This window comes from Rhodoplanes tepidamans, from assembly GCF_030813915.1.
In the GTDB taxonomy this organism is placed as follows: domain Bacteria; phylum Pseudomonadota; class Alphaproteobacteria; order Rhizobiales; family Xanthobacteraceae; genus Rhodoplanes; species Rhodoplanes tepidamans.
Map to the genome: position 1 here is coordinate 212,036 of NZ_JAUSUJ010000007.1, position 25,631 is coordinate 237,666.

Consider the following 25,631-nt stretch of genomic DNA (forward strand, 5'->3'; position numbering starts at 1 on the left):
CCGCGACTTCAATTGTATGGAGCAGAATGGTGGGCGGTGACGGGCTCGAACCGCCGACCTACACGGTGTAAACGTGCCGCTCTACCGACTGAGCTAACCGCCCGGTGGGCGGATCCTTAGCGCCGGAGGCGGCGCCGGCGCAAGCCGCACGCGGCGGCCGTTGCGCCACCCGGAACGGACGGCCGGTGGCGGCCCGTCCGCACCGGCTCCCGAGGCGCCGGAGTGCCGCGGCGCCGGAGTGCCGGGGCAGCCGATGTGACCGGCAGAGCCGTCGCGGGCAAAACCCGACGGCGCCGAACCTGGACTCCAGTCGACGATTCGGAATCCGCCGCTGGATTCCGGGTTCGCACCTTCGGTGCGCCCCGGAATGACCCGAACTGATCGACCAGACCCGGTATGATTCGTCTCCCTCCTCCCCCGCCGCGACGGGGCTCGGAGGTGGCCGAGGCGCCCGGCGGGCACTGCCCGGAGGTACGACGCTGCAGCACGCGCGGCCCCCGGCTCGCCCGGAGTGTCACCGAACGGGCACACCCGCCTGAGATCCTGGTGGAATCCACCCTGCGGGCCGCCCGGCCGGTTGAGCCTTCGGAAACCGGTCTGCCATCCTGTCGCCGGATTCGTGCACGGGGAACGGTGGGACATGCGAGCGACCTTTCTGGCCGGGGTGTCGGTGATCGGCGTGATGGCGGCGGGCGTGCTGCCGGCGGGAGCGGCCGACCTGCCGGCCCGGATGCCCGCGCCGGCGCCGGCCGCGGCGGTCTGGAGCTGGACCGGGCTCTATCTCGGCAGCCACGCCGGCAACGCCTGGGACCGCACCGACTGGCTGGGCGGCACCGGCATGCTCGCCACGCTGCCGCGCTTCGAGGGCACCGGAACCGCGGGCGGCGGCTTCGCCGGCGCGCAGATCGGCTACAACTACCAGACCGGGCCGTGGGTGCTCGGCGTCGAGCTCGAGGGCAGTGCCGCCGATCTCGACGGCAACGCCCGCTGCGCCCTGGCGATGGCCATCTGCAACACCCGCGTCGACGCGATGGGCACGCTCACCGGCCGGCTCGGCTGGACCTTCGACAACGTGCTGCTCTACGGCCGTGCCGGCGCCGCCTATGCGCATGCCGAGCACATCCTCACCGCCTACGACGCCGAAAATCCGCTGAAGGGCGACAGCCACCGGTTCGGCTGGACGGTCGGCGGCGGCGTCGAATACGCCGTGTCGCCGGTGTGGTCCGCCAAGCTCGAATACGACTACCTGCACTTCGGCGCCGACCAGACGACGGTCGCGGACGCGGCGGTGAGCTACGAGATCGAGACCCGCCAGGACATCCACCGCGTGAAGGTCGGAATCAACCGGCGGCTCGACTGGGGCCTCCCCGGCCTGCCGTCCGGCCTGCCGGCCGCCGGCGGCAGCGCCGGCGTCCCGGTGAAGGCGGCGCCCGGCCCGGCCGTGCCGGCCTGGACCATCGAGGTCGGCACCCGCGTCTGGTTCTCCGACGGGCGCTACCAGAAGGACCTGATGGACAGCGGCGATCCGAACCGGCTCAACTCGCGGCTCAGCTATGTCGACATGACCGGCATCGCGGGCGAGACCTTCGGCCGCTTCGACCACCGCAGCGGCCTGTTCGTGAAGGGCTATTTCGGCGCCGGCGCGCTCACCAACGGCACCCTGCACGACGAGGACTTCCCGGCCCAGGACTTCTACTCCAACACGGTCTCGGAGATGAAGGACGGCCGCCTGCGCTACGCCGGCGCGGACATCGGCTGGAACGTCGTCACCGGCCCGGTGGGCAAGCTCGGCGCCTATGTGGGCTATCGTTACTTCCACGAGCGGGGCAACGGCTTCGGCTGCGCCCAGATCGCCGGCGACAGCACCTGCGCGCCGGCGATCTCGACGACCTTCCTGGGCCTGAGCGAGACCGAGACGTGGCGCGGCTTCGCGGTCGGCCTCAACACCCAGCTCCAGCTCACGAACCGCATCCGCCTGGAGGTCGACGGGGCGATCCTGCCCTATGCCAGCCGCACCGGCTACGACAACCACTGGTACCGCGACGACATCAACCCGCAGATCGAATCCGGGCGCGGCTGGGGCGGCCAGGTCGAGGCGGTGGTCTCCTACGCGGTGACGCCGCAGTGGAGCGTCGGCGTCGGCGGCCGCTACTGGTACTACACGACGACCGACGCGCGGACCGAGTTCCCCGGCTCGACGACCGACTCGCCGATGAAGTTCACGGCCGAGCGCTGGGGCGGCTTCCTGCAGACCTCCTACGCCTTCGACAGCACCGGCGGCGAGATCGCGGCACCGGCCGCGGCCGGCGTCTTCAAGGCCCCGGCGGCGGCGCCGGCGGGCTGGAGCTGGACCGGCGTCTATGTCGGCGCCCATGCGGGCGCCGCCTGGGGCCGCACCGAATGGACCACCGCGACCGGCACCGGCCGCGAGGCGTGGAACGACGTCGACGGCAACCTGGTCGGCGGCCAGATCGGCGCCGACTGGCAGCTCGGCCGGTGGGTGGTCGGCGTCGAGGGCAGCTTCAGCTGGAGCGACCTCGACGGCAACGCGCCGTGCGGCCGCGTCTACACCTGCAACGCCCACGCCGACGGGCTCGGCATGCTGACCGGCCGGCTCGGCTGGGCGTTCGGCAACGTGCTGCTCTACGGCAAGGCCGGCGTCGCCTGGCTGCAGACCAAGCAGTCGATGCTCTACAACGAGATCCCCAACGCCTACACGGCGGACGAGACCCGCACCGGCTGGACGGTCGGCTCCGGCCTCGAATACGGCCTGATGCCGAACTGGACCGCCAAGGTCGAGTACAACTGGTCCGACTTCGGCAGCCGGTCGGTGGCGATGACCGACCAGTTCGGCGGCGTCATCCCGGTCGACGTGAAGCAGACCGTGCAGGACGTGCGGCTCGGCCTGAACTACCGGTTCGGCCAGACCGGCCCGGTGACCCCGACCCGCGCCATCGGCCCGATCGCCGGCCTGCTCGCGCTCGGCGGCCCGGCCACGCGCTGGACCGGCGTCTATGCCGGCCTCCATGTCGGCGGCGGCCATGCGAGCGAGGACTGGAGCAATCCGTTCGGCCCGCAGATCTTCGGCGACGACATCGGCAGCGGCGGCTGGCTGGCCGGCGGCCAGGTCGGCTACAACCATCAGATCGGGTCGGTGGTGCTCGGCGTCGAGGCGGATGCGAGCGCCGCCAATCTCGACGGCACCAACACCTGCTTCGTCGGCCTGAACCCGCTGGTCGGCGGCGTCGACTGCCGCAGCCAGCTGGAGATGCTCGCCACCCTCACGGGCCGGGCCGGCTGGGCCTTCGACCGCAGCCTCGTCTACGTGAAGGGCGGCGCCGCCTTCGCCCGCGACCGGCGCGAGCTGAATCTGGTCGGCGTCGGCGGCACCATCCACGAGGCCACCACCAACCGCTGGGGCTGGACCATCGGCGCCGGCCTCGAGCACGCGGTGCTGCCGAACGTCTCGGTGAAGCTCGAATACGACTACGTCGCGCTCGGCGACGACACGGTCGGCTTCGGCCTGCCGCCGGCCCTCGCGGTCGTCGACAACCGCTCGGTGAGCCAGGACGCCCACGTCGCCAAGCTCGGGGTGAACTACCTGTTCAACACCCCCCTGCCCGTGCAGGCGAAGTACTGATCGGAGCACGGGACGACCGGCCCGAGAACGCCGCGCGGCCTCCTTCCAAACCTCTCCCCTCGCGGGAGAGGGTGCCCTCGCGGAACGCGAGGGCGGGCGAGGGGGCGAGCCGCGAGCTCAGAACTTGTGGAAGCCCCCCCTCACCCGTCTCGCCGCTTCGCGGCGAGCCACCCTCTTGTCGCGCAATTGCGCGACCCGCGAGGGGAGAGGGGAACGAGCCGCCCCGCCCTCACAGCGGCGTCTTCTCGATCTGGCCGGTGGCGCGCACGAACCAGCGCTCGCTCGCCATCGGCCTGCCGTTCAGGCGGTCGAGCAGCCAGTCGGCGATCATGGTGGTGGGGAACGGCCCGAGATTGGTCGCCGCGACGTTGCCGACCGAGTGGCGCGACTCCTGATAGACGACGAAGCGCTTCGGGCCCTTCAGCGCGGCGAGCAGCCGCTCGGAATGCTCGAGCGGCGACAGCTCCTCGCACTCGCCGGCGACGCACAGATACGGCGCCGTGATGCGCTCGGCGTGCCCCTCCCAGGTGATGGTCTTGCGGAAGTCGTCGAACTCCGCCTCGTCGCTGATGCCCGACATGTACATGAAGCGCGTCTTGAAGGTCGGGCAGGCCTGCTGGAAGATCGTCTCGCCCCCCGGCTCGTGGCACACCGACATCACGGCGCAGGCCTTGATGCGCGGCTCGTGCGCGGTGAGGATGGTGCCGAAGAACGAGCCGAACGAGATCGCCGAGACGCCGATCCGCTCCGCATCGACCTCCGGCCGCGCGACGAGCCAGTCGACGATCGGCTTGCCGGCCGCGGCCCAGCGCTCGGTGGAGAAGTAGATCCCGAGGATCGGCGCCTCGTACTGGCCGGGCCCGTCGATCGCCAGCACGGCGACGCCGCGCGCGAGGAAGCGGTCGTTGGCGAGCGCCACCTGGGCTTCCTTGAAGCTGTCCATGCCGGGCACCGCGATCACCACCGGCACCCGGCCGCCCGCGTAGTTCGGCGGCAGGTGGAACCAGGCCGGCAGCGCCCGGCCCTCGAACGGAATCCACACCGGCTCGACCCGGTGATCGGCGAGCGCCGCGTATTTCCCGAAGCAGGCGCGCTTGCGCTCGTTGCAGAACAGGTTCGGCGCGTCGTTGCGCTCGTAGGGCCACTGCGCCGCCGCCCAGTGCACGGCCGCCATGTAGTAGTTGTCGCGCGCCGTGACCAGGTGGCCGTCGGCCTCGGCGGCCTGCGCCTTGGCCTCGCGCCGCCGCGCCACCGCCTCGAAGGCGGGGCCGATGTCGGCCATCTTCTTCACCCGCTCGCGGATGCCGGCGAAGTCGGCGTTCGCCTCGGTGCCGCACGGGCCGTTGAGATAGACCGAGCGCGGCTGGTCCCAGTCGATGCCGTTCGCCCGGATGACGTTGTCGATCACCCAGCGCTGCTCGGCGAAGCGGCGCACATGCGGCGCGCCGCGCGCGTCGGCGACGGGCGCGGCACGGAGGTCGGTCGGCTGACTCATGGTCGGATCCTTGGACGTTTTTTGCGCGGGACGAGACCCGCGGGCGTGGCACGACGGCGAGGGAGGACGATCGGAGGACGGCGCGCCCGCGGGCGCGCCGCAGGCGCGGTCACGCGCGGTCAGGACTTCTTGCTCGACGACTTGCCGGATTTCTTGCCGCCCTTGCCCATGCAGGCGTCGATGTCGTTGGCGCGCGCGCTGGCGCCGAGGCTCGGCTTGCGGGCGTAGGACTGGGCGCAGCAGCGCCGGTACGAGGCCGGCCCGTACTGGCAGACGATCCCGCCCTGGGCGACGGCCGGGCGGGTGTCGACGAGCGAAAGGCCGAAGGCGAGCAGCACGGCGGCCGCCAGGCCGGCCGACCACGGGACCACGATCATCACGTTCCTCCGTTGCAGCGTTCCGACCCGGTGTCGTTGTTGGCGGCGCCCCGCCGGTTCGATTCCGGCCGCGGGGCGTCGCGGCCGCCATGGTAGAGCATGTCCGGCAGGCCCGGCAGCCCCCTTTCCTCCGGCGGAACCGGCCCTATGATGGCGCCCGCGCACCGGGCCGGCCCGGCGCGCCCCCCGAACCAACGGAGCGGCCGATGGCGATGACGATGTCCGGCGAGGTGCAGCTGCCCGCCTCGCGCGAGACCGTGTGGGACAAGCTCAACGATCCCGACGTGCTGCGCGTCTGCATTCCGGGATGCGAGATGCTCGACCGCCTGTCGGACACCGAGTTCCAGGCCGTCGCCGTGACCAAGATCGGGCCCGTGAAGGCGCGCTGGAAGGGCAAGGTGCGGCTCACCGATCTCGACCCGCCGAACGGCTACCGCATCGCCGGCGAGGGCGAGGGCGGCGTCGCCGGCTTCGCCAAGGGCGGCGCCGTGGTGGCGCTCGCCGAGACGGACGGCGGCACGCTGCTGTCCTACAACGTCGAGGCGCAGATCGGCGGCAAGCTCGCCCAGCTCGGCCAGCGGCTGGTCGCCGGCGCCTCCAAGAAGATGGCCGACGAGTTCTTCACCAAGTTCGCCGCCGCCGTCTCGCCCCCGCCGCCCGAGGCGGGCGCATAGCGGACGGACGGCGCGGGACGCACGGGGGATCGCAGATGCCGGAGATCGTGTCGGAGGGCTGCGCCCTCCATGTCGAGGTGGAGGGGCCGGCCGACGCCCCCGCCGTGATGTTCTCCAACTCGCTCGGCACCGACCTGACGATGTGGGACCCGCAGGTGGCGCCGTTCACGCGCCACTTCCGGGTGGTCCGCTACGACCGCCGCGGCCACGGCCGCTCCGGCGTGACGCCCGGCCCCTACTCCATCGCCCAGCTCGGCCGCGACGCGCTCGCCGTCATGGACGGGCTCGGGCTCGACACGGTGCACTGGGTCGGCCTGTCGATGGGCGGCATGGTCGGCCAGTGGCTCGGCGCCAACGCGCCGCAGCGGCTGCGCAAGCTGGTGCTGTCCAACACCACGAGCGTCATGCCGGACAAGCAGCCGTGGCACGACCGCATCGCCACGGTGCGGGCCGGCGGCCTCGCGGCGATCGCCGACAAGGTGATGGGCATCTGGTTCACCCAGGACTTCCGCGAGACGGATCCCGCCGCCGTGGAGAAGATCCGCGCCGTGTTCCTGAAGACGCCGGTCGACGGCTACGTCGCCAATTGCGAGGCGGTGCGCGACATGGATCTGCGCGACCTCCTGGAGAAGATCGCAGTGCCGACCTTCGTGGTCGCCGGCCGCTTCGACCAGTCGACGCCGATCGAGGCGAACGACTTCATCCGCCGCCGCGTGCCGGGCGCCCAGCTCACCATCCTGGACGCCGCCCACATCTCCAACATCGAGCAGGCGGCCGCCTTCAACACCGAGGTGCTGGGCTTCCTGATGTCGTGACGCTCGACGCCGCGGCGGCGGGCCCTGTCCTGCCGGGGTGGCGTCTACGCCTTTCGTCGAATCACGCGCCCCCGGCTGTGCCGAGTTCTTCAGACTTGTCATACCAACGCGCGAGAATGCGTGCGCTGCAGCGCGTTTTGTCGCGGAATCGTGGTGCACCGCCGCGGGACTTCGCCTTCGGCTTGTGGTAGCGCTCGCGACGATCAGACGGGCCGCCGGGACTCCGTCGCATCCGAGGAGACCCCCATGAGCCTGCTCCGCGTCGTCTATTACAGCCGCCAGCGCGTCGGCCGCCAGCAGGAGGCGATCGCCGACCAGCTCGCCGACATCCTCCAGGCGTCGATCGCCAACAACCGCCAGCACGGCATCACCGGCGCCATGATCATGGACCACCGCTGGGTCGTGCAGGTGCTGGAGGGACGGCCCGGCCCGGTCACCACGGCGTATCAGCGCATCGCCTGCGACGCGCGCCACTCCGACATCGTGCTGGCCGACCAGACGACCGTCGACGAGCGCCGCTTCCCCTACTGGTGGATGGCGGGCGCCGCCATCGAGCCCGACATGGGCGATCTGGTGCGGCGCTGGTGCGGCGACGAGGTCTTCGACCCCAGCCGCATGCCGCCGCGCCGGCTGGTCGATCTCACCGAGGCGGTGGTGACGGCCTACATGGAGCGCGCGCCGGTGCCGGTGCCGCGCGCCGCCGCGCAGCATCCGCAGGCCTGAGGCCGGCGCCGGCGACGCGAAACACCGCGTAAAATTTCGACCACATCCTCGCCCGAAACGGCTATTACCAAGCCCTCGACGACACTCGAGGTGCTGACGTGAAGACGTTGTTCGGAATTGCGGTCGGCGCGGCCGTCGCGCTGGCCCTGACGGGCGGACCCGCCCTCGCCCAGATCGCGGCCCCGTCCCTCGACATCGGCGGCTCGACCAGGAAGCTGACCTCGGAAGAGATCGAGAAGGAGAAGGCCGTCGACGAGGCCTATCGCGGCGCGATCCGGAAGATCCCCGAGAAGCAGACCGTGGTCGATCCGTGGGGCTCGGTGCGGCAGGCGCCCTCGTCCACGACGGCGGCAAAGCCGCAGGCTCCGAAACAGCAGGCCCCGAAGCGGCAGACGGCGAAGCCGCAGACGGCGAAGCCGCAGGCGGCGAAGCCGGCGCCGGCCAGCCCGCTGTCGACCTCCTCGGCCGCCTCCGCCCCCGGCCGGTAGGCCGGGCCGCCCGGTCCGTCACCCGCCGCCCTGATCGCGAAACGCCTGCGGCGTCATCCCGGTCTGCTTGCGGAAGAAGCGGGTGAAGTGCGACGGGTCCGCGAAGGACAGGTCGAAGCCGATCTCGTGGATCGGCTGCAGCGTAAAGACGAGCTGGCGCTTGGCCTCGGTGACGACGCGCTGGCGGATCAGGTGGCCGGCCGTGACGCCGGTGGCGCGCTTGACGTGGTCGTTGAGCCGGTCGGCCGTCATGGCGAGCCGTTCGGCGTAGAAGGCGAGCCGGCGCTCGCTGCGGAAATGCGCCTCGACGAGCTGCCGCAGCGCCTCGACCACCGGCGCCGCCGAGGCGAGCGACGGCGCGCCGTGCGCATGGGCGCGCTCGCGCCCGGCGGCGAGCCGCGCCACCGCGATGGCGATCAGCGCCAGATGGGCGCGCATCGCCAGCCGGTAGCCCTCGCGGGCGAGAAAGTGCTCCTCGTGCAGGTCGCGGAACAGCGCGTCGAGCCGCGCCGCCTCGGCCGCCTCGGCGATCGGCACCACCGGGTCGGCGGCGAGCGCCCGCAGCCGCGCCAGGGCCTCGCCGGAGCGCTCGCCGAGCCCGTGCGCCACGTCCTCCGTGAAGGTGACGACGAAGCCTTCCGTCTCTCCGGGCCGGAACCGGAAGCCGTGCGCCACGGTGGCCGGCACCAGGATGGCGCAGGGCGCCGCGAACGGCCGCGTCGCCGCCTCGTGGCTCATCTCGCCGCCGCCCGCGGCGATCAGCAGGATCTGGAAGAGGTTGCGGTGGCGATGCGCCCGGATCGTCCAGGCGTGGCGGGTCGAGCGCGACGAGATCGTCTCGACATGGACGAAGTCGAACGCCTGGTCCTCCGGCGGATCGCCGTAGAGGTGGAACAGCGGGAGCGCGGTCGCGGGGGTCGCCGTCGCGGAGATCATGGCGCCAGCTTACGCCACGCCCGCGGGTTTCGGAATGCGTCCGCGGCGATCCTCGCGGGGATCCTGGCGGCGATCGCCGCGGCGATCCTGGCGGCGCGGGCCGGCGGCCGGGACCGCGCCGGCGCCGCGGCCGCCGGGACGCCCCGCTGCCGCGCAGCGGGGCTCCCGTGAGGGTGTGCGCCGTCAGCGCTGGCCGTGCTGTCCGCCCGACGGCGCGCCGCCGTGCTGGCCCTGCTGACGCTGGTGATCCTGGCGCTGCTGATCCTGATGCTGCTGATCCTGGCGCCGGTCGCTCTGCTGCTGCTGCTGTTGCTGTTGCTGCTGCTGGCGATGCTGCGGCGCGCCCGGATCGCGGTGCTGGCCCTGCTGCTGCGGCGCGGCCGGGTCGCGATGCTGGCCCTGCTGGTGCTGGCCCTGCTGGTGCTGCTGGTGCTGGCCGCGCTGCTGGCCCTGGTTCTGCTGGGGGGTCCTGGTGTCCTGCGTCATGTGACGTCCTCTCGTTGTCCAGCCCGACGCGGATTTGGGCCGGCGATTGCGCCGAGATCAAGACGAGAGCATGTCTAACGACTTCGTGATCGTACCGCCTGCCGACCGTGCATCGTATACGATGCGATCACTCCTTCCGTCTTTCAGCCGACTGCACGCTTTCCGCTTCTCTCCTGCTCGGGCCTTGCGCATTCCGTCGCACCGGTGCGGTCCGAATACTTCCGGCTGCATCCTCGGCCGGCGGAGCGCCCGCAAAACAGTCACGGCCGCCCCGGCTCCACCGGCTCGGACCGGCGGCCGCCGATGCCGGCTCGCCATGCCCGGCCTCGTGCCGGCCATCCACGTCTCGAAAGCCGTTCGACGACAAAGGCGTGGATGGCCGGGACGAGCCCGGCCACGACCGACGGACGGGCCGGAGGCTGCCGCCGGGCGGGGTCAGGCATCCTCCTTGCAAGGCGCAGCCGGACCGGCGGACCACCCGCCCCGGGGGGAAAATCCCGCGACATGATCGAGCGTTGCCGGGCCGGGGGCCCACTGTTAGAAATGGAAACGTACGGTTGCGACAGCGGTGGGGGCCGCGGGCGGCCGCGCCGGCCGACATGGCGAGCGGGCTAGCGGGGGCACGGACGAACGCATGGACATCTTCGTTCAGCAGCTGATCAACGGGATCACGCTCGGATCCATCTACGGCCTGATCGCCATCGGCTACACCATGGTGTTCGGCATCATCGGGATGGTGAACTTCGCCCATGGCGACGTCTTCATGGTGTCGGCCTTCATCGCCCTGATCGCCTTCCTGGTGCTGACCACCTGGATCGGCATCGGCTCGGTGACGCTGGCGCTGTTCATCGTGCTGATCGTCGCCATGGCGCTGACCGCGGTGCTGAACTGGGGGATCGAGCGCCTCGCCTACCGGCCGCTGCGCGGCTCGTTCCGGCTCGCCCCGCTGATCTCGGCGATCGGCATGTCGATCTTCCTGTCGAACTTCATCCAGGTGGCGCAGGGCCCGCGCAACAAGTCGATCCCGCCGCTGCTGTCCGGCGAGTTCGTGCTGATGGACGGCGGCGGCTACCAGGTCACCCTGTCCTACAAGCAGATCATGGTGTGGGTGGTCACCGCGGTGCTGCTCGCCTGCTTCTGGTGGGTGGTCAGCCGCACCGCGCTGGGCCGCGCCCAGCGCGCCTGCGAGCAGGACCAGAAGATGGCGGCGCTGCTCGGCGTCGACGTCGACCGCACCATCTCGATCACCTTCGTGATCGGCGCCGCGCTGGCCGCCGTCGCCGGCACCATGTACCTCATGTACTACGGCGTGATCAGCTTCGCCGACGGCTTCACGCCGGGCGTCAAGGCGTTCACGGCCGCCGTGCTGGGCGGCATCGGCTCGCTGCCCGGGGCGGTGATCGGCGGCCTGCTGATCGGCCTCGTCGAGACCCTGTGGTCGGCCTACTTCTCGATCGACTACAAGGACGTCGCCGCCTTCTCGATCCTCGCCATCGTGCTGATCTTCCTGCCCCAGGGCCTGCTCGGCCGTCCCGAGGTGGAGAAGGTGTGACGATGCGGGCGGAGCGGTCACGGCGCGGCGGACCGTCTCACCCTCTCCCGAGGGGAGAGGGTCGGTGGCGAGCGCAGCTCGCGACCGGGGTGAGGGGCGTAGGCGCAAGCGATCGGTCTCGGCGCCCCCTCACCCGCCGCGCTACGCGCGTCGACCTCTCCCCGCCGGGGAGAGGCGAAGCGACCTGCGTGACGCGGGGCGCCGCATGAGTCCCGATGGCGCTCGTCCCGCTGGCGCCGGCGCGATGGCGCTGCGCGCCGCCAGGGACGCCGCGATCTGGGGCGGCGTCGCGCTCGCCGTGTTCGTGCCGCTGATCGGCCTGCAGGCCGTGCAGGACATCCGCGGCGAGCTCAGGCTCGACACCCGCTGGCCGCTGCTCGTCGTCCTGGTCGCCATGGTGGTCGGCGGCAGCCTGGTCAACTCTCTCCTGATCGCGCCGTGGCGGGAGCGGCGCGGCCGCCGGGTACCGCACGAGAACGCCGCGCTGGCGCGCGCCGCGGCCGCCTTCGGGCGCTGGTTCCCGCCTTTCGCCGTCGGCTTCGTGATCGTCTTCCCGTTCCTCGCCCTGTGGCTCACCGGCATGCAGGGCTCGGTGAAGTGGATCGACAATTTCGGCATCCAGATCCTGATCTACGTGATGCTCGGCTTCGGCCTGAACATCGTGGTCGGGCTCGCCGGCCTCCTCGATCTCGGCTACGTCGCCTTCTACGCGGTCGGCGCCTACGCCTACGCGCTGCTGGCCAAGGAGTTCGGCTTCTCGTTCTTCACCCTGCTGCCGCTCGCCGGCATTCTCGCGGCGTTCTGGGGCATCATCCTGGGCTTCCCGGTGCTGCGGCTGCGCGGCGACTATCTCGCCATCGTGACGCTGGCCTTCGGCGAGATCATCCGGCTCGTTCTGATCAACTGGGTGCCGGTGACCAACGGCTACGCCGGCATCAGCGGGATCCCGCGCCCGACCTTCTTCGGCATCCCGTTCAACGCCTCCGACGAGGGCTTCGCCGCCGTCTTCGGGCTGGAATTCTCGCCGATCTATCGCGGGATCTTCCTCTACTACATCATCCTGGCGCTCGCCCTGCTCACCGCCTTCGTGACCGTGCGGCTCAGGCGGCTGCCGATCGGCCGCGCCTGGGAGGCGCTGCGCGAGGACGAGATCGCCTGCCGCTCGCTCGGCATCGACACCACGACCACCAAGCTCACCGCCTTCGCCATCGGCGCCATGTTCGGCGGCTTCGCCGGCTCGTTCTTCGCCGCCCGCCAGGGCTTCATCTCGCCGGAGAGCTTCACCTTCATGGAATCGGCCACCATCGTCGCCATCGTGGTGCTGGGCGGCATGGGCAGCCAGATCGGCGTCGCCGTCGCGGCGGTGGCGATGATCGGCGGCACCGAGCTCCTGCGCGAGCTCGACGTCCTCAAGGAGGTGTTCGGCCGCGAGTTCGACCCGACCCAGTACCGCATGCTGCTGTTCGGCTTCGCCATGGTGCTGATCATGATCTGGAAGCCGCGCGGCCTGATCTCGTCGCGCGCGCCCTCCGTGTTCCTGAAGGAGCGCAAGGCCGTCGCCGGCTCGCTCGTCAAGGAGGGTCACGGCTGATGGCGGTGGCGCCTCCCCTGCTCCGGGTCGAGCACCTGACCATGCGGTTCGGCGGGCTCGTCGCCGTCGGCGACCTCGGCTTCACGGCGCGGCGCGGCGAGATCACGGCGCTGATCGGCCCCAACGGCGCGGGCAAGACCACGGTGTTCAACTGCATCACCGGCTTCTACAAGCCGACCGAGGGCCGCATCGCCGTGGTGCACGGCGAGGCGGGGCTGTGGGACGAGCTGGAGGCGCTGACCCGGCGCGGCGACCGCCACCTGACGCTCGCCAATGGCGGCCTGTTCCTGCTCGAGCGCATGCCCGACCACCTGGTGTCGCGCCAGGCCAAGGTGGCGCGCACCTTCCAGAACATCCGGCTGTTCTCCGGCATGACCGTGCTGGAGAACCTGCTGGTCGCCCAGCACGCGCCGCTGATGCTGGCCTCCGGCTTCTCCCTGCTCGGCGTGCTCGGCGTCGCGAGCTACCGGCGGGCCGAGCGCGCCGCCATCGACAAGGCGAAGCACTGGCTGGCGCTGACCGGTCTCCTCGACCGCGCCGACGAGCCGGCCGGCGCCCTGCCCTACGGCGCCCAGCGGCGGCTCGAGATCGCCCGCGCCATGTGCACCGACCCGGTGCTGCTGTGCCTCGACGAGCCCGCCGCCGGCCTCAATCCGCGCGAGAGCGCGGCGCTCAACGAGCTGATCCTGACCATCCGCGACCGCCACGCGACCTCGGTGCTGCTGATCGAGCACGACATGAGCGTGGTGATGGAGATCTCCGACCACGTCGTCGTGCTCGACTACGGCGTCAAGATCGCCGACGGCACCCCCGAGGAGGTCCGCAACGACCAGAAGGTGATCGCCGCCTATCTGGGCGTCGCCGACGACGAGGTCGAGGCCGTCGAGGCGGAGGTCGGGCTGTGAGGACAGAGGCGAACTGCTCTGCTGGTCGTTCCGGGGCGGCGCGACGCGCCGAACCCGGAATCCAGCCACGGGCTCGGAGTTTGTTGCTGGATTCCGGGTTCGCACCGGAGCCTGCACTCGGACGGCGCGCAGCGCCGATCCGGGTGGTGCGCCCCGGAATGACCGTCGTCTGGACGGAGTCCCGCCATGGCTGAGCCGCTGCTCGCCGTGCGCGGCGTGAAGACCTATTACGGGAGCATCATGGCGCTGAAGGGCGTCGATCTCGCCGTGCACGAGGGCGAGATCGTCACCCTGATCGGCGCCAACGGGGCCGGCAAGTCGACCCTGATGATGACCATCTGCGGCAACCCGCGCGCCCGCGAGGGCCGCATCGTGTTCGACGGCCGCGACATCACGGCGCTGCCGACCCACGAGATCGCCCGCCTGCGCATCGCCCAGTCGCCCGAGGGGCGGCGCATCTTCGGCCGCATGACCGTGCTGGAGAACCTGCAGATGGGCATGGTGGCGGCCGGCCGCGACGCCGACCCGGCCGAGCTCGACCGCGTGCTCGCCTTCTTCCCGCGGCTCGCCGAGCGCATCGGCCAGCGCGGCGGCACGCTCTCCGGCGGCGAGCAGCAGATGCTCGCCATCGCCCGCGCCCTGATGAGCCGGCCGCGGCTCCTGCTGCTCGACGAGCCGTCGCTAGGGCTCGCGCCCCTGATCGCCCAGGCGATCTTCGACATCGTGCGCGAGCTGAACCGCTCGCGCGGCCTCACCGTGTTCCTGGTCGAGCAGAACGCCTTCCATGCGCTCAAGCTCGCCCACCGCGCCTATGTGATGGTCAACGGCACCATCACCATGACGGGCAGCGGGCGCGAGCTCCTCGAGCGGCCCGAGGTCAAGGCCGCCTATCTCGAAGGCGGCCGCCGCGAGGCGGCGACCACGGGGCACTAGACGTGGTCGCGATGTCGTACCGTCATTCCGGGGCGCTGGCCGAAGGCCAGCGAACCCGGAATCCAGACACGAACGCCGCACGCGCGGCTGGATTCCGGGTCCGCGCGTTCCGCGCGTCCCGGAATGACCGGCAATGAAACCGGGGCGCCGACATGCAAGGCCTGCTCTACGAGGAAAACTCCTTCGGCGTGTTCCTGCTGGTCACCGTCGTGCTGGGCGGCGCCGGCGCTTGGCTGTCGGGCCGCGCCATCGCGCGGATCTGGCGGCCGTGGTGGACGGCGGCGCTGGCCATGCTGGTGCTCGGCTTCGCGGTGCGCTTCGTCCACTTCGCGCTGTTCGACGGGACGCTGTTGTCGCCCTGGTTCTACGCGGTCGACACCGCGATCCTGATCGCCATCGCGCTTCTCGGCTTCCGCACCACCCGGCGGCGCCAGATGGCGCGCCAGTACGGTTTCCTGCTGGCGCCGAGCGCCCCCGACTGAGCCGGCGGCGGCCGCCGCCGCCGGAGCGCCGGCGCGGCACCGCGCCGCGGGCGGGACGGCCGGCCCGGCCGGCGTTGCCGGATAACTTTCCGCCCCGATTCCGTGTCAAATGCGGGATCGTGCCGGTCCGAACGGGCGCCGCGGCGCCACCCGTCCATGGCCACACCCATGGCCCACGACCATTGCAGGAGGTGATCGATGATCCACGGCGGGACCAAGGTCCTCCCATTCGGCCTCGCGCTCGGCCTGGCGCTCGGCCTCGCCACCACGGACGGCGCGCAGGCGCAGATCCGCATGGGCGTCGGCGGCCCGATGACGGGCGGCAGCGCCGCCTTCGGGGCGCAGCTCAAGCAGGGCGTCGAGCAGGCGGTTGCCGACATCAACGCGGCCGGCGGCATCATGGGCCAGAAGATCGAGCTGTCCGCCGGCGACGACCGCGGCGACCCCAAGGAGGGCGTGTCGGTCGCCAACAAGTTCGCGGCCGACGGCGTCAAGTTCGTGGTCGGCCACTTCAACTCCGGCGTCACCATGCCGGCCTCGGAGGTCTATCAGGACAACGGCATGCTGTCGGTCACCCCGGCCGCCACCAACCCGAAGATCACCGAGCGCAAGATGTGGAACATGTTCCGCGTCTGCGGCCGCGACGACCAGCAGGGCGGCATGGCCGGCGCCATCATCGCCGACCGCTTCAAGGGCAAGCGCGTCGCCGTCATCCACGACAAGACGACCTACGGCCAGGGGCTGGCCGACGAGACCCGCAAGGCGATGAACGCCAAGGGCGTCAAGGAGGTCCTCTACGAGGGCGTCAACAAGGACGACAAGGACTTCACGGCGCTGGTCTCCAAGCTCAAGGCGGCCAATCCGGACCTCGTCTACTGGGGCGGCCTGCACGACACCGGCGGCCTGATCCTGCGCCAGATGCGCGACCAGGGCGTCAAGGCGCCGATGATGGGCGGCGACGGCATGGCCGACGACGAGTTCGCCTCGATCGCCGGCCCCGGCGCCGAGGGCACCCTGATGACCTTCTCGCCGGACCCGCGTACCAACCCGAAGAACGCGGCGATCGTCGAGGTCTTCCGCAAGCGCGGGTTCGAGCCGCAGGCCTACACGCTGTACAGCTACGCCGGCGTGCAGATCATCAAGGCGGCGATCGAGCAGGCGAAGTCCACCGACCCGAAGAAGGTGGCGGCCGTGATGGCGAGCGGCAAGCCGTTCGACACCGTGCTCGGCACCCTGTCGTTCGACAAGAAGGGCGACGTCTCCAACGACGGCTACCTGGTCGACGGCAAGAAGAAGGACCGCTACGTCCTCTATGTCTGGAAGAAGGGCCCGGACGGCAAGCTGTCCTATTTCGAGGCGGAGTAGCCGCCGCGGACGGCCGAACGCGCCACCGACACCGCACCACCGACACCGCGCTATCGACACCGCGACCCGCCGGGGCGACCCGGCGGGTTTTCGTTTCGGTCCGGCGTCCCCGCCGGCCGCCGTCGGTGCGCCCCGGCCGGTGCGCCACGGTCAGTGCGCCACGGTGCGGACCGCGTCGTTGCAGGCCTGCTCGCAGGCCCGGCAGGCCTCTGCGCAGATGCGGCAGTGGGCGTGGTGCTTGGCGTGCCGCTCGCATTCGGCGGCGCACTGGCTGCAGGCGAGCGCACAGGTGCCGAGCATGCTCGACAGCACCGCCTCGTTGCCGCCGGTGCGGCGGCTCGCCAGCGCGCCGGTGGCCAGGCACACGTCGGCGCAGTCGAGGTCGAGGCGGATGCACTGGCGGAGCTGGTCGACCATCTCCTCGCCCAGGCAGGCGTCGGCGCACGAGGTGCAGGCCTGGGCGCAGGCGTAGCAGGCCTCGATGCAGCGGATCAGCGCGTCGTTGGCATGGCCGCGGATGTCGGGGTGGCTGCGGATCATCTGTTGGGCGTGCATCGGTCGGGCTCCCGTGTGTCGCGCGAGGGGGGCGCGCGAGGGGTCTGGGGCGAGCGGGTCGGACGCGTCGGGCGCCCGCACGGTCCGCGCGGGCGGGACGCGGGCCCCTGCCGGTCCAACCGCGGACGCGCAGACGGGTTTCGCGCGCCGGCGGCGATCGACCGCACCCGTACCGAAGGAACGCGCGACGGAGGCCCGGGACGGCACCGGAGTCCGGCCCAGCCGGAGCCCGGGCCGGAGCGCCGCACGGCCGGAGCGCGGAGGAAGGCCGAAGCCCGGGAGACACGCCGAGCCCGAAACGAAAACGGGCGCCGAAGCGAGCTTCGGCACCCGTGGTTTTCGGTAGTACGTGCATCACCACCAATCAACCGACGCATCCGGTCGTCCGGCCGGAGCCGGCCCGGCGGCGCAGGGCTGACGCGTGGACCGCGAGGCACCACGCGTCACCTCGTCGAAACGGCGAAAAGCCTTTCCGACGATACGGGCGGACGTGATCCGAGGATCCCGGCCACCCGCCTGCGCACGCTCCTCGAAAAGAGGAGAAGCGCCGAAGGCGCGCGGACTACTTCGCCTTCTCGGCGTAGATCTTGTCGGCGATCGAGAGGTGGCTGTAGCGCGGGTGGGTGAGCACCAGCGCGTGGATCGCGATCGCGACGACGAGCGCGGCGATCCAGATCACGGGCAGCCAGGTCGACGGATTGAGGACCAGCCAGATCTTGTAGTCGTCTTGCGGGTTCGACATAGCCTAAATCCCCTCTCGCTCAGTACCAGGGCTTCCAGGCCCACACGAGGACGTGGGCGAGGACGCAGATCACCATGAAGGCCGTGAAGGTGGTCTTGAACTGGGCGTGGAACTCGAGCGCCTCCTCCTCGGTCAGGCCGGACAGGCTCCGATTTGGTTCAGCCATCTGTATACCCTCCATTGAGGTAGCCGCGGGCCGTCGCTGCAAACGTCCCGCATGCCGGGTTTTGTCGTGGCGAGCGCCACGACCGACATTCCGCCCGATGGCATCGGGGGAATACTGGACCGAGAACGTGCGCCAGGTCGCGTTCCAGTCGACATCGTTCAGCCATCGCGCGAATGGCCTCGCCCAGCCGACCACGTCCTCGTTGAACTTGAAGTCCTTCATCAGTGTCCCGCTTTCGACGGCCGGTCGCCCGGCCTGCCGCACGTCGCGAGCGCCGAATTCCGGTCGCCCGTCGTGAACCTCGCCGCGAGCGGCCGGCCAGCTGCGGAACGGATCTGTCGTGCCGGTCCGCGCGAGCGCCGGCTGGTCGCCGGCACCGAACGCGGTCACGTCAGCGCCCGCCGCGCGACCCAATTGTCGCGCGCCGAACCGAGCCTGCCGCCGGCAGACCCCCGTCCACTGTCAGGCTGTCCGGCATCCGCGCCGGAACGATCGATGGTCCCCGGGCCACCATCTCGAAGGAATGTGCGAAACCGGTCGACACGCAGTGCGGTGCCTTCCGTCGCGCGAGAACGAGAACAATGTGGTCGAGCCCAGGAGCGTCGGTCGCTTCAGTCCTGCCGTCTGGCCGCCTCACGTCGTTATGTCTTAACAGTCCAGTGTAATGCTACCTTTACATTCCCGAGTGTCAACGAGGAGCAATACGTAATTTCCCGCGGCTAATGTGTCTGGCTCGTCGCACTATCACCGGCCGGATAGGTCCCGGAGTCCGCCCGTCGGCGGGAGGCCGTGTGCCGCAACGGGTCGGGCCCGGAGCCGCGGAATTCGCGGCGGAGCGACCTATCCGGGCGCACTAGGGTCGCGCTCGCTGCGGGGGGCGGACACGGCGTCGCACGCGCCGATGTGTCGCGTCCGGCCTGACACGGAATTTGCGCGCCGCACAACGAGTCTGTCCGGCGCGCCTGACGCATCCGGGCGCCGGCGGCCGCCCCGGCGGCCGCTTCGGCCGCCCCGGCAGCGGTTCCGGGGCGGGAGCGGCGGCCGGTCAGCCGATGGTGCCGAGCACCGGGAACCACTCGAGCAGGAGGAAGCTCACCTGGTTGACCAGGCCGAACAGGAAGGCGAGGCCGGTGAGCACCAGCAGCGCGCCCATCCCCTTCTCGACCATGCTGAGATGGCGCTTGAAGCGGGCCAGGAAGGCGGCGAACGGCTCCACCGCGAAGGCGGCGAGCAGAAACGGCAGGCCGAGGCCGGCCGAGTAGACGGCGAGCAGCGCGGCCCCCTTGAGCACCGTCTCCTTGCTGCCGGCGACCGCCAGGATGGTCGCCAGGATCGGCCCGATGCACGGCGTCCAGCCGAACGCGAAGGCGAGCCCCATCACATAGGCGCCCCACAGGCCGACCGGCCGCGGCATCGGCAGCCGCTTCTCGCGCATCAGCGCGCCGACCCGGGTCAGCCCGAGGAAGTGCAGGCCCATGGCGATGATCACCACGCCGGCGACGATCGACAGCACGTCCGAATAGGCGCGCAGCAGCCGCCCGATCACGCTGGCGCTGGCGCCCAGCGCGACGAACACGGTCGAGAAGCCGGCGACGAACAGCAGCGCCGCCAGCACGGTGCCGCGGCGGTCGCGCGCCGGCGGGCCGGCGGGCGCGCCGGCGCCGGCCACCCGCTCGATCGAGGCGCCGGCCAGATAGACCAGGTAGGGCGGCACCAGCGGCAGCACGCAGGGGCTGAGGAAGCTGACCACCCCGGCGAGCAGGGCCCACAGGAAGGAGACGTCCGTCATGGCCCCGTGATGCGCCGTCGCCGCCGGCAAGGCAAGCGCGACGCCGCCGCGCCCCCCGCCGGTGCCGCCGGGCCTCTCCGGGCCCGCGGATCGGTTGACCGTGCCGGCGAATCCGTATCGGGTGGTGGCGATCAGGTTCGCGGTTCCATGCGCCAGAAGCTTCCCGTCGTCGCCGTTCTCGGCAGCGGCTCGCCCGTCTCGTCGGAGCGTGCGGCGCTCGCCCGCGAGGTCGGCCGGCTGGTGGCGCGGCTCGGCGCCCATCTCCTCACCGGGGCGGGGTTCGGCGTGATGGCGGCGGCCGCCGAGGGCTTCGTCGCCGAGCCCGGCCGCGCCGGCCTGTCGCTCGGCATGGTGCCGCGCGCGCCGGACGGCCCGCTCGACGCGCCGCATCGCGATCCGGAGGCCGGCCCCTACCCCAACCCGCATGTCGAGCTCGCCGTCTTCACGGCGCTGCCGCCGCGGGTCGAGGACTGGGTCGCGCAGCCGTCGCGCAACCACGTCAACGTGTTCACGGCCGACGCGCTGGTGTCCCTGCCGGGCGCCGTCGGCACCCGCAACGAGCTCGCCATCGCGGCCCGCTTCCGGGGCGAGCAGGAGCGGCCGCCGGCCGAGCGCCGCACCGTGCTGGTCGGCCCGGCCGACGAGTTCGGGCCGGATCTGTGCGCCGCCTTCCACCGTGTCGAGACGGCCGCCGCGGCCGTTCCGCACCTCGTCCGCATCCTGACGCGCGACGGCTTCTCCATCCGGGACCTCCGATCATGACGACCACGCCCCGTCGCAACCTCCTCACCGACGTCGCCGGCGTCTCGGTCGGCCACGCCGACGACGCCAGGCTCGCCTCCGGCGTCACCTGCGTCCTGTTCGAGGAGCCGGTGATCGCCGCCTGCGACGTGCGCGGCGGCGGCCCCGGCACCCGCGAGACCGACCTGCTCGACGCCGGCCGCACGGTCGAGAAGATCGACGCGATCGTGCTGTCCGGCGGCTCCGCCTTCGGGCTCGACGCCTGTGCCGGCGCCCAGGCGTTCCTGCGCGGCCAGGGCCGCGGCTTCGCGATCCGCGACGTGCGGGTGCCGATCGTGCCGGGCGCCGCGCTGTTCGACCTGATCAACGGCGGCGACAAGGCCTGGGGCACCTACCCGCCCTATCGCGAGCTCGGCTTCGCCGCCGCCGAGGCCGCCGCCGCCGGCCGCCCGGACTTCGCGCTGGGCAGCGTCGGCGCCGGGCTCGGCGCCACCACGGTGAACCTCAAGGGCGGCCTCGGCTCGGCCTCGACCGTCACCGAGGACGGCATCACGGTCGCGGCGATCGCCGCCGTCAACGCGGTCGGCAGCGCCACGGTCGGCGACGGGCCGTGGTTCTGGGCCGGCCCCTTCGAGCAGGCCGGCGAGTTCGGCGGCATGGGCTTCCCCTCCAAGATGCCGGTCGACGGCCTCACCATGGTGATGAAGGGCGTGCAGCGGGTCAGCACCACGCTGGTCGTGGTGGCGACCGACGCCGCGCTCGGCCGCACCCATGCGATGCGGCTCGCCACCATGGCGCAGGACGGCATGGCGCGCGCCCTCTACCCGATCCACACGCCGCTCGACGGCGACATCGTGTTCGCCGCGGCGACCGGCCGGCGCATCCTCGGCGACGCCGTGATAGGCCTCGCCCGGCTCGGCACCGCCGCCGCCACCGTGGTGGCCCGTGCCATCGCCCGCGGCGTCTACGCGGCCGAGCCGCTGCCGTTCCCGGGCGCCCTGCCGAGCTGGCGGCAGCGCTACCCGTCCTGACCGGGGTCGCCGCCGCCGCCGGCGCCGGGCGGCCCGCGGAAGCGCGGCCGCCGCTTCTCGCGGAACGCGGCGACGCCCTCCTTGGCCTCCGGCGTCTCGTAGAACAGGCCGACCGCCTGCATGCCGAGCGCCGAGATGCCGCGAATGGACTCCGAATCCGCGTTGAAGGCGCGCTTGGCCAGCGCCAGCGCGGTCGGGCTCAGCGCCAGGATCTCGTCGCACCAGCGCGCCACCTCGGCGTCGAGCGCGGCGTGCGGCACCACGGCGTTGACGAGCCCCATGGCGAGCGCCTGCTCGGCCGTGTAGCGCCGGCACAGGAACCAGATCTCGCGCGCCTTCTTCTCGCCGACCACGCGGGCCAGGAAGGCGGTGCCGAAGCCCGGATCGACCGAGCCGACCTTCGGCCCGACCTGGCCGAACACGGCGCGGTCGGAGGCGATGGCGAGATCGCAGCAGGTGACCAGCACGTTGCCGCCGCCGATGGCGAAGCCGTCGACGCGGGCGATCACCGGCTTGGGCACGTCGCGGATCACCGTGTGCAGCTCCTCCAGCGGCAGGCCGATCGACCCGCGGCCGCCGTAGCCGCCGGCGTGGGAGGACTGGTCGCCGCCCGTGCAGAACGCCTTGTCGCCCTCGCCGGTCAGCACGATCACGCCGACCGCGCGGTCCCACCCGGCCGCCGTGAAGGCGTCGATCAGCTCCTCGCAGGTCTCGGCCCGGAAGGCGTTGTACCGGTCCGGCCGCGCGATGGTGATGCGGGCGACGCCGCCCTCCACCACCAGGGTGATGTCACGATAGTCGGGCATGCGCGTCCTCCATCCGGGCGATCGGGTCGCCCGTCGGGAGTGTTGCAGATCCTGCTCAACCTCGCGAAAACACGCGCCGGCGCCGGCCATCCCGACGGTACGGAGTGATTTCGGTAAACAAATTCGGATAAATTGAACGCCGGGTGGCTCTCGACCGACTGAGTCGCGCTGCGGCGGACGTGTCCGTCCGATGCCGCAATCGGGGAGCGAGAATCGGGAGCGAGCCAGAGAGGAACAGGCCATGCGCACCCATACCGCGGTAGCCGGTCTCGTCGTCGTGGCGGTCGCCGGTTCGATCGGAATCGTTTTTGCTCAGAAGGGGTTGCCGTGGCCAGCCGGGACCGGCTCACAGGCTGCCCCCGCCGTTTCGCCGGCCGCTGCGGCGCCCGCCGTCGCAGCCCCGGCCCCGACCGTCGCGGCCGAGCCGCGGCAGGTGGTCCGCCCGGTCGCCGACGCCCTCGGGGCCGAGCCGATCGTGGTGGCCCAGGCCGGCGGCCTGCCGCGGGCGACCCCGCCGCAGGCCCGCCCCGGCGCGCCGGCCGGCACCCCGGTCGCGACGCCCGCCGCCGCCCCGGCGCCCGCCCCGGCCGCGAAGGCCGCCAACCCGAACCTGCCGCCGCTCGTCGGCCCGGCCTACGTCAAGGGTCCGGCCTGCGCCAACCCGTCGGCGCTCGGCGTCTCGCGCACCGTGCTGATCGACACCTCGGGTGGCCCCGGCTTCGGCTTCGAGCATTTCAAGCAGCACGACTTCCTCAAGCCCGGCGAGGTGGTGCTGACCTTCGACGACGGCCCCTGGCTCGGCAACACGCCGGCGGTGCTGCGCGCCCTCGAGCAGGAATGCGTCAAGGCGATCTTCTTCTCGATCGGCAAGCACGCGACCTACTATCCGGACATCATCAAGCAGGTCTACGAGGCCGGGCACTCGGTCGGCTCGCACACCTGGTCGCATGTCGACCTGTCGAAGAAGACGCCGGACGAGCAGAAGGAGGAGATCGAGAAGGGAATCAGCGCCGTCAAGGCCGCCATCGGCCAGCCGATCGCGCCGTTCTTCCGCTTCCCGCAGCTCAAGCATCCGGCCGATGCCGTCGCCTATCTGGGCGACCGCAACGTCGCGATCTTCTCGACCGACCTCGACTCGTTCGACTTCCGGATCAAGAAGCCGGACCAGATCGTGAAGCGCGTGATGGACAAGCTGGCGAAGCACGGCAAGGGCATCATCCTGATGCACGACTTCCAGCACGGCACCGCGCAGGCGACTCCGATGCTGCTCGCCGAGCTGAAGAAGGGCGGCTACAAGGTCGTCCACATGGTGGGCGCCAACGGCCTGCAGTCGATGGCCCAATACGACGCCATGATCGCCAAGAACGAGAAGCTCCCGACCGCCGGCGCCGGCCGCCCGACCTCCAGCGTGGTGCGCACCATCGACCAGTGAGGCGCCGCGGCGCTCGCGCATCGACCTTCGCGCACGGACCTTCGCGCGCCGACTGAGGACAAGACGCGAAAGCCCCGCTCCGGCGGGGCTTTTTCGTGTCGCATGGGGCGTGAGTTCCGGCCCTGTCCGGGCCTCTCCCGCGTCGTGCTCCGCGAAGGGGGCGCGTCCCGGCCGTCCACGATCCTGCCCTTGCAGATCCGCCGGGTCGTGGATGCCCGCGACGAGCGCGGGCATGACGGGTCAGGGAATGTGAGGGCTCAGATCAGCTGCTGGACGCTCTGGCCGGTCGGCAGGGTGGAGACCATCTCGAGCTGCTGGCGCAGCAGGCGCTGGAACATCTCCTGCATGGTGGCGTCGGTGCGCAGGGCGGCCTCCGCCGTGCTCTCGCGGCGCGACAGCGCCGAGGTGAACTCGGTCTCGGTGATCTCGCCGTCGTCGTCGCCGTCGAGGGCCTCGAACAGCGAGGTGCGCTTCTCGCCCGAGGTGCCGCCGAGGCCGTTCAGGATGTCGTCGAACTCGGTCTTGCTGATCCGGCCGCTGCCGTCGCGGTCGAAGCGGGTGAAGGCCTGGGACGTCAGGGCGACGCCGCCGCCCGACTTGGCCTGCAGCGCGAGCAGCGCCCGCATGGTCTCGGAGGAGACCTGGCCGCTGCTCTGATCGGCCTTGGCCGTCTTGTCCTTGCCGGCTTTCTCCTCGTCGACCTTGAACTGGCCGGAGGTGCCGGACGAGGCGGAGGAGCTGGAGCTGGAGCCGAACAGGCTCTTCAGCGAGTCCAGGATGTCGAGGGCCGAAAGGGCCGAACCGGTGAGGAACATGGTGCGTCTCGCTGGTCGGATAGAACTGGTCTCCTCCTCAGCAAGCCCCGTGCCGGACGGTTTCTCCTTTGCTTTCAAGGGGCCCGCTGGTTAACAAACCGGCAAGACCTGCCCCCGCCCGGGCCGGCGGGCAGTTTCTGCCGGGCCCCGCGCCGGCCCGCGCGACCGGGGGAAAGCCGCCGCGAGGCGCCCGCGCCGGCTTGAGCGGCGGCGCGATCTGCGCGACAAACCGGAATTGCCCTCCACATCCGTGAGTGTCATGCATCGCCCCCTCAGGATCGCTCCATCGATTTTGTCCGCCGACTTCGCCCGTCTCGGCGAGGAGGTCCGCGCCGTCGTCGACGCCGGCGCCGACTGGATCCATGTCGACGTGATGGACGGGCACTTCGTCCCCAACATCACGATCGGCCCGGACGTCGTGAAGGCGCTGCGCCCGCACACCGACCGGACCTTCGACGTCCACCTGATGATCGCCCCCTGCGATCCCTATCTCGAGGCGTTCGCCAAGGCCGGCTCGGACATCGTCACGGTGCATGTCGAGTCGGGCCCGCACGTGCACCGCTCGCTGCAGGAGATCCGCCGGCTCGGCAAGAAGGCCGGCGTCACGCTCAATCCCGGCACGCCGGAGAGCACGGTCGAGTATCTCGTCGACGACGTCGACCTGATCCTCGTGATGTCGGTCAATCCGGGCTTCGGCGGCCAGGCCTTCATCCCGGCGGCGCTGGAGAAGATCCGGCGGCTGCGGGCGATGTGCGGCGACCGGCCGATCGACATCGAGGTCGACGGCGGCGTGACGCCGGAGAATGCCGGCCGCATCGCGGCGGCGGGCGCCAACGTGCTGGTCGCCGGCTCGGCCGTGTTCAAGGGCCGCACGCCCGAGGCCTACAAGGCCAACATCGCGGCGATCCGCACCGCCGCCGCCGCGGCCCGCGGCGAGATCGTGTGAGACTGCTTCCGGGTGATCCGTTCGCCGTCATTCCGGGGCGGCGCGCAGCGCCGAACCCGGCGACTGTCTTGAATGTCAAGCGTGCGAGTATGCGACGTCGGCTTTGACGAGGCCGTTGGCGATGACGAGGATCTTTCTGGCGACGG

24 protein-coding genes, 1 tRNA gene and 1 pseudogene are annotated in these 25,631 nt (G+C 71.4%); 16 read left to right on the plus strand and 10 right to left on the minus strand.

Features of this window, described 5'->3' with window-relative positions; translation table 11 throughout:
• Nucleotides 1–27: 27 nt before the first annotated feature.
• Nucleotides 28–103 (minus strand) — tRNA-Val (locus J2S22_RS10990).
• Nucleotides 104–640: 537 nt separating this feature from the next.
• On the opposite strand from J2S22_RS10990, the gene J2S22_RS10995 reads away from it, so the two are divergent.
• Nucleotides 641–3,640, plus strand: coding sequence for an outer membrane protein (locus tag J2S22_RS10995; RefSeq protein WP_272780629.1), 3,000 nt, complete (start codon nucleotides 641–643; stop codon nucleotides 3,638–3,640).
• Nucleotides 3,641–3,869: 229 nt separating this feature from the next.
• Here the strand turns inward: J2S22_RS10995 and J2S22_RS11000 are convergent, their stop codons facing one another.
• Nucleotides 3,870–5,135 (minus strand): alpha/beta hydrolase family protein, encoded by a 1,266-nt coding sequence (locus tag J2S22_RS11000; protein WP_272780628.1) that lies wholly within the window; start codon nucleotides 5,133–5,135, stop codon nucleotides 3,870–3,872.
• Nucleotides 5,136–5,254: 119 nt separating this feature from the next.
• Nucleotides 5,255–5,512, minus strand: a complete 258-nt coding sequence (locus J2S22_RS11005) for a hypothetical protein (RefSeq protein ID WP_272780627.1) — start codon at nucleotides 5,510–5,512, stop codon at nucleotides 5,255–5,257.
• A 206-nt stretch (nucleotides 5,513–5,718) separates the two neighbouring features.
• Here J2S22_RS11005 and J2S22_RS11010 point away from each other — a divergent pair, with 206 nt between their 5' ends.
• The 4 genes from J2S22_RS11010 (at nucleotide 5,719) to J2S22_RS11025 (ending at nucleotide 8,212) form a co-directional block, all read left to right on the plus strand.
• Nucleotides 5,719–6,186: an SRPBCC family protein gene (locus J2S22_RS11010; RefSeq protein ID WP_272780626.1), complete on the plus strand. Its 468-nt coding sequence runs from the start codon at nucleotides 5,719–5,721 to the stop codon at nucleotides 6,184–6,186.
• Nucleotides 6,187–6,221: 35 nt separating this feature from the next.
• Nucleotides 6,222–7,001 carry a 3-oxoadipate enol-lactonase gene (gene pcaD, locus J2S22_RS11015; protein ID WP_272780625.1) on the plus strand — a complete coding sequence of 260 codons (780 nt, stop codon included), beginning with the start codon at nucleotides 6,222–6,224 and terminating at the stop codon, nucleotides 6,999–7,001.
• 246 nt (nucleotides 7,002–7,247) lie between these two features.
• Nucleotides 7,248–7,724 carry a BLUF domain-containing protein gene (locus J2S22_RS11020; protein ID WP_272780624.1) on the plus strand — a complete coding sequence of 159 codons (477 nt, stop codon included), beginning with the start codon at nucleotides 7,248–7,250 and terminating at the stop codon, nucleotides 7,722–7,724.
• A gap of 98 nt (nucleotides 7,725–7,822) precedes the next feature.
• Nucleotides 7,823–8,212 carry a hypothetical protein gene (locus tag J2S22_RS11025; protein WP_272780623.1) on the plus strand — a complete coding sequence of 130 codons (390 nt, stop codon included), beginning with the start codon at nucleotides 7,823–7,825 and terminating at the stop codon, nucleotides 8,210–8,212.
• Nucleotides 8,213–8,230: 18 nt separating this feature from the next.
• On the opposite strand, the gene J2S22_RS11030 is transcribed toward J2S22_RS11025, so the two are convergent.
• The gene (locus J2S22_RS11030) at nucleotides 8,231–9,148 is read right to left on the minus strand and encodes a helix-turn-helix domain-containing protein (protein WP_272780622.1); all 918 of its coding nucleotides are present in this window, start codon (nucleotides 9,146–9,148) and stop codon (nucleotides 8,231–8,233) included.
• Between the two features lie 222 nt (nucleotides 9,149–9,370).
• Here J2S22_RS11030 and J2S22_RS11035 point away from each other — a divergent pair, with 222 nt between their 5' ends.
• The 7 genes from J2S22_RS11035 to J2S22_RS11065 all read left to right on the plus strand — a co-directional run bounded on the left by J2S22_RS11035 (nucleotide 9,371) and on the right by J2S22_RS11065 (nucleotide 16,462).
• On the plus strand, nucleotides 9,371–9,712 hold the full coding sequence (locus J2S22_RS11035) for a hypothetical protein (RefSeq protein WP_272780621.1): 342 nt from the start codon (nucleotides 9,371–9,373) through the stop codon (nucleotides 9,710–9,712).
• A gap of 556 nt (nucleotides 9,713–10,268) precedes the next feature.
• A complete protein-coding gene (locus tag J2S22_RS11040) occupies nucleotides 10,269–11,186 on the plus strand; it encodes a branched-chain amino acid ABC transporter permease (RefSeq protein WP_272780620.1) in 918 nt (305 codons plus the stop codon).
• Between the two features lie 205 nt (nucleotides 11,187–11,391).
• The gene (gene livM / locus J2S22_RS11045; RefSeq protein WP_272780047.1) at nucleotides 11,392–12,777 is read left to right on the plus strand and encodes a high-affinity branched-chain amino acid ABC transporter permease LivM; all 1,386 of its coding nucleotides are present in this window, start codon (nucleotides 11,392–11,394) and stop codon (nucleotides 12,775–12,777) included.
• Nucleotides 12,777–13,682, plus strand: a complete 906-nt coding sequence (locus tag J2S22_RS11050; RefSeq protein ID WP_272780048.1) for an ABC transporter ATP-binding protein — start codon at nucleotides 12,777–12,779, stop codon at nucleotides 13,680–13,682. The genes livM and J2S22_RS11050 overlap by 1 nt, the downstream gene beginning before the upstream one ends.
• Nucleotides 13,683–13,868: 186 nt before the next feature.
• On the plus strand, nucleotides 13,869–14,615 hold the full coding sequence (locus J2S22_RS11055; RefSeq protein ID WP_272780049.1) for an ABC transporter ATP-binding protein: 747 nt from the start codon (nucleotides 13,869–13,871) through the stop codon (nucleotides 14,613–14,615).
• Between the two features lie 152 nt (nucleotides 14,616–14,767).
• Nucleotides 14,768–15,097, plus strand: coding sequence for a DUF6867 family protein (locus J2S22_RS11060; protein ID WP_272780050.1), 330 nt, complete (start codon nucleotides 14,768–14,770; stop codon nucleotides 15,095–15,097).
• Nucleotides 15,098–15,295: 198 nt separating this feature from the next.
• A complete protein-coding gene (locus tag J2S22_RS11065) occupies nucleotides 15,296–16,462 on the plus strand; it encodes a branched-chain amino acid ABC transporter substrate-binding protein (protein ID WP_272780051.1) in 1,167 nt (388 codons plus the stop codon).
• A 150-nt stretch (nucleotides 16,463–16,612) separates the two neighbouring features.
• Here J2S22_RS11065 and J2S22_RS11070 read toward each other — a convergent pair whose 3' ends face one another.
• The 4 genes and pseudogenes from J2S22_RS11070 to J2S22_RS11085 all read right to left on the minus strand — a co-directional run bounded on the left by J2S22_RS11070 (nucleotide 16,613) and on the right by J2S22_RS11085 (nucleotide 19,714).
• Nucleotides 16,613–17,017, minus strand: coding sequence for a four-helix bundle copper-binding protein (locus J2S22_RS11070; RefSeq protein WP_272780052.1), 405 nt, complete (start codon nucleotides 17,015–17,017; stop codon nucleotides 16,613–16,615).
• A 562-nt stretch (nucleotides 17,018–17,579) separates the two neighbouring features.
• The gene (gene pufA, locus J2S22_RS11075; protein ID WP_272780053.1) at nucleotides 17,580–17,759 is read right to left on the minus strand and encodes a light-harvesting antenna LH1, alpha subunit; all 180 of its coding nucleotides are present in this window, start codon (nucleotides 17,757–17,759) and stop codon (nucleotides 17,580–17,582) included.
• Nucleotides 17,760–17,784: 25 nt separating this feature from the next.
• A pseudogene (gene pufB / locus J2S22_RS11080) lies at nucleotides 17,785–17,925 on the minus strand (light-harvesting antenna LH1, beta subunit); the annotation flags it as partial.
• 1,045 nt (nucleotides 17,926–18,970) lie between these two features.
• Nucleotides 18,971–19,714: a cytochrome c biogenesis CcdA family protein gene (locus J2S22_RS11085; protein ID WP_272780054.1), complete on the minus strand. Its 744-nt coding sequence runs from the start codon at nucleotides 19,712–19,714 to the stop codon at nucleotides 18,971–18,973.
• Nucleotides 19,715–19,861: 147 nt separating this feature from the next.
• Here J2S22_RS11085 and J2S22_RS11090 point away from each other — a divergent pair, with 147 nt between their 5' ends.
• Both J2S22_RS11090 and J2S22_RS11095 read left to right on the plus strand, forming a co-directional pair.
• Nucleotides 19,862–20,476, plus strand: coding sequence for an SLOG cluster 4 domain-containing protein (locus tag J2S22_RS11090; protein WP_272780055.1), 615 nt, complete (start codon nucleotides 19,862–19,864; stop codon nucleotides 20,474–20,476).
• Complete coding sequence (locus J2S22_RS11095) at nucleotides 20,473–21,486, plus strand: P1 family peptidase (protein WP_272780056.1); 1,014 nt, start codon at nucleotides 20,473–20,475, stop codon at nucleotides 21,484–21,486. Before J2S22_RS11090 ends, J2S22_RS11095 begins: the two co-directional genes overlap by 4 nt.
• Here the strand turns inward: J2S22_RS11095 and J2S22_RS11100 are convergent.
• On the minus strand, nucleotides 21,474–22,292 hold the full coding sequence (locus tag J2S22_RS11100) for an enoyl-CoA hydratase-related protein (RefSeq protein ID WP_272780057.1): 819 nt from the start codon (nucleotides 22,290–22,292) through the stop codon (nucleotides 21,474–21,476). The genes J2S22_RS11095 and J2S22_RS11100 overlap by 13 nt on opposite strands.
• 433 nt (nucleotides 22,293–22,725) lie before the next feature.
• On the opposite strand from J2S22_RS11100, the gene J2S22_RS11105 reads away from it, so the two are divergent.
• Complete coding sequence (locus J2S22_RS11105) at nucleotides 22,726–23,724, plus strand: polysaccharide deacetylase family protein (protein WP_370878197.1); 999 nt, start codon at nucleotides 22,726–22,728, stop codon at nucleotides 23,722–23,724.
• A gap of 257 nt (nucleotides 23,725–23,981) precedes the next feature.
• Here the strand turns inward: J2S22_RS11105 and J2S22_RS11110 are convergent, their stop codons facing one another.
• Nucleotides 23,982–24,539 carry an EF-hand domain-containing protein gene (locus J2S22_RS11110; RefSeq protein WP_272780058.1) on the minus strand — a complete coding sequence of 186 codons (558 nt, stop codon included), beginning with the start codon at nucleotides 24,537–24,539 and terminating at the stop codon, nucleotides 23,982–23,984.
• Between the two features lie 259 nt (nucleotides 24,540–24,798).
• Between J2S22_RS11110 and rpe the strand changes: the two genes are divergently transcribed.
• Nucleotides 24,799–25,485, plus strand: a complete 687-nt coding sequence (rpe, locus tag J2S22_RS11115; protein ID WP_272780059.1) for a ribulose-phosphate 3-epimerase — start codon at nucleotides 24,799–24,801, stop codon at nucleotides 25,483–25,485.
• Nucleotides 25,486–25,631 lie beyond the last annotated feature (146 nt).

Bases quoted from the DNA above. Each gene is read 5' to 3' on its own strand.
- J2S22_RS10995 (WP_272780629.1), top strand. From the start codon at position 641: ATGCGAGCGACCTTTCTGGCCGGGGTGTCGGTGATCGGCGTGATGGCG.
- J2S22_RS11000 (WP_272780628.1), bottom strand. From the start codon at position 5,135: ATGAGTCAGCCGACCGACCTCCGTGCCGCGCCCGTCGCCGACGCGCGC.
- J2S22_RS11005 (WP_272780627.1), bottom strand. From the start codon at position 5,512: ATGATCGTGGTCCCGTGGTCGGCCGGCCTGGCGGCCGCCGTGCTGCTC.
- J2S22_RS11010 (WP_272780626.1), top strand. From the start codon at position 5,719: ATGGCGATGACGATGTCCGGCGAGGTGCAGCTGCCCGCCTCGCGCGAG.
- pcaD (WP_272780625.1), top strand. From the start codon at position 6,222: ATGCCGGAGATCGTGTCGGAGGGCTGCGCCCTCCATGTCGAGGTGGAG.
- J2S22_RS11020 (WP_272780624.1), top strand. From the start codon at position 7,248: ATGAGCCTGCTCCGCGTCGTCTATTACAGCCGCCAGCGCGTCGGCCGC.
- J2S22_RS11030 (WP_272780622.1), bottom strand. From the start codon at position 9,148: ATGATCTCCGCGACGGCGACCCCCGCGACCGCGCTCCCGCTGTTCCAC.
- J2S22_RS11040 (WP_272780620.1), top strand. From the start codon at position 10,269: ATGGACATCTTCGTTCAGCAGCTGATCAACGGGATCACGCTCGGATCC.
- livM (WP_272780047.1), top strand. From the start codon at position 11,392: ATGAGTCCCGATGGCGCTCGTCCCGCTGGCGCCGGCGCGATGGCGCTG.
- J2S22_RS11050 (WP_272780048.1), top strand. From the start codon at position 12,777: ATGGCGGTGGCGCCTCCCCTGCTCCGGGTCGAGCACCTGACCATGCGG.
- J2S22_RS11055 (WP_272780049.1), top strand. From the start codon at position 13,869: ATGGCTGAGCCGCTGCTCGCCGTGCGCGGCGTGAAGACCTATTACGGG.
- J2S22_RS11060 (WP_272780050.1), top strand. From the start codon at position 14,768: ATGCAAGGCCTGCTCTACGAGGAAAACTCCTTCGGCGTGTTCCTGCTG.
- J2S22_RS11065 (WP_272780051.1), top strand. From the start codon at position 15,296: ATGATCCACGGCGGGACCAAGGTCCTCCCATTCGGCCTCGCGCTCGGC.
- J2S22_RS11070 (WP_272780052.1), bottom strand. From the start codon at position 17,017: ATGCACGCCCAACAGATGATCCGCAGCCACCCCGACATCCGCGGCCAT.
- pufA (WP_272780053.1), bottom strand. From the start codon at position 17,759: ATGTCGAACCCGCAAGACGACTACAAGATCTGGCTGGTCCTCAATCCG.
- J2S22_RS11085 (WP_272780054.1), bottom strand. From the start codon at position 19,714: ATGACGGACGTCTCCTTCCTGTGGGCCCTGCTCGCCGGGGTGGTCAGC.
- J2S22_RS11090 (WP_272780055.1), top strand. From the start codon at position 19,862: ATGCGCCAGAAGCTTCCCGTCGTCGCCGTTCTCGGCAGCGGCTCGCCC.
- J2S22_RS11095 (WP_272780056.1), top strand. From the start codon at position 20,473: ATGACGACCACGCCCCGTCGCAACCTCCTCACCGACGTCGCCGGCGTC.
- J2S22_RS11100 (WP_272780057.1), bottom strand. From the start codon at position 22,292: ATGCCCGACTATCGTGACATCACCCTGGTGGTGGAGGGCGGCGTCGCC.
- J2S22_RS11110 (WP_272780058.1), bottom strand. From the start codon at position 24,539: ATGTTCCTCACCGGTTCGGCCCTTTCGGCCCTCGACATCCTGGACTCG.
- rpe (WP_272780059.1), top strand. From the start codon at position 24,799: ATGCATCGCCCCCTCAGGATCGCTCCATCGATTTTGTCCGCCGACTTC.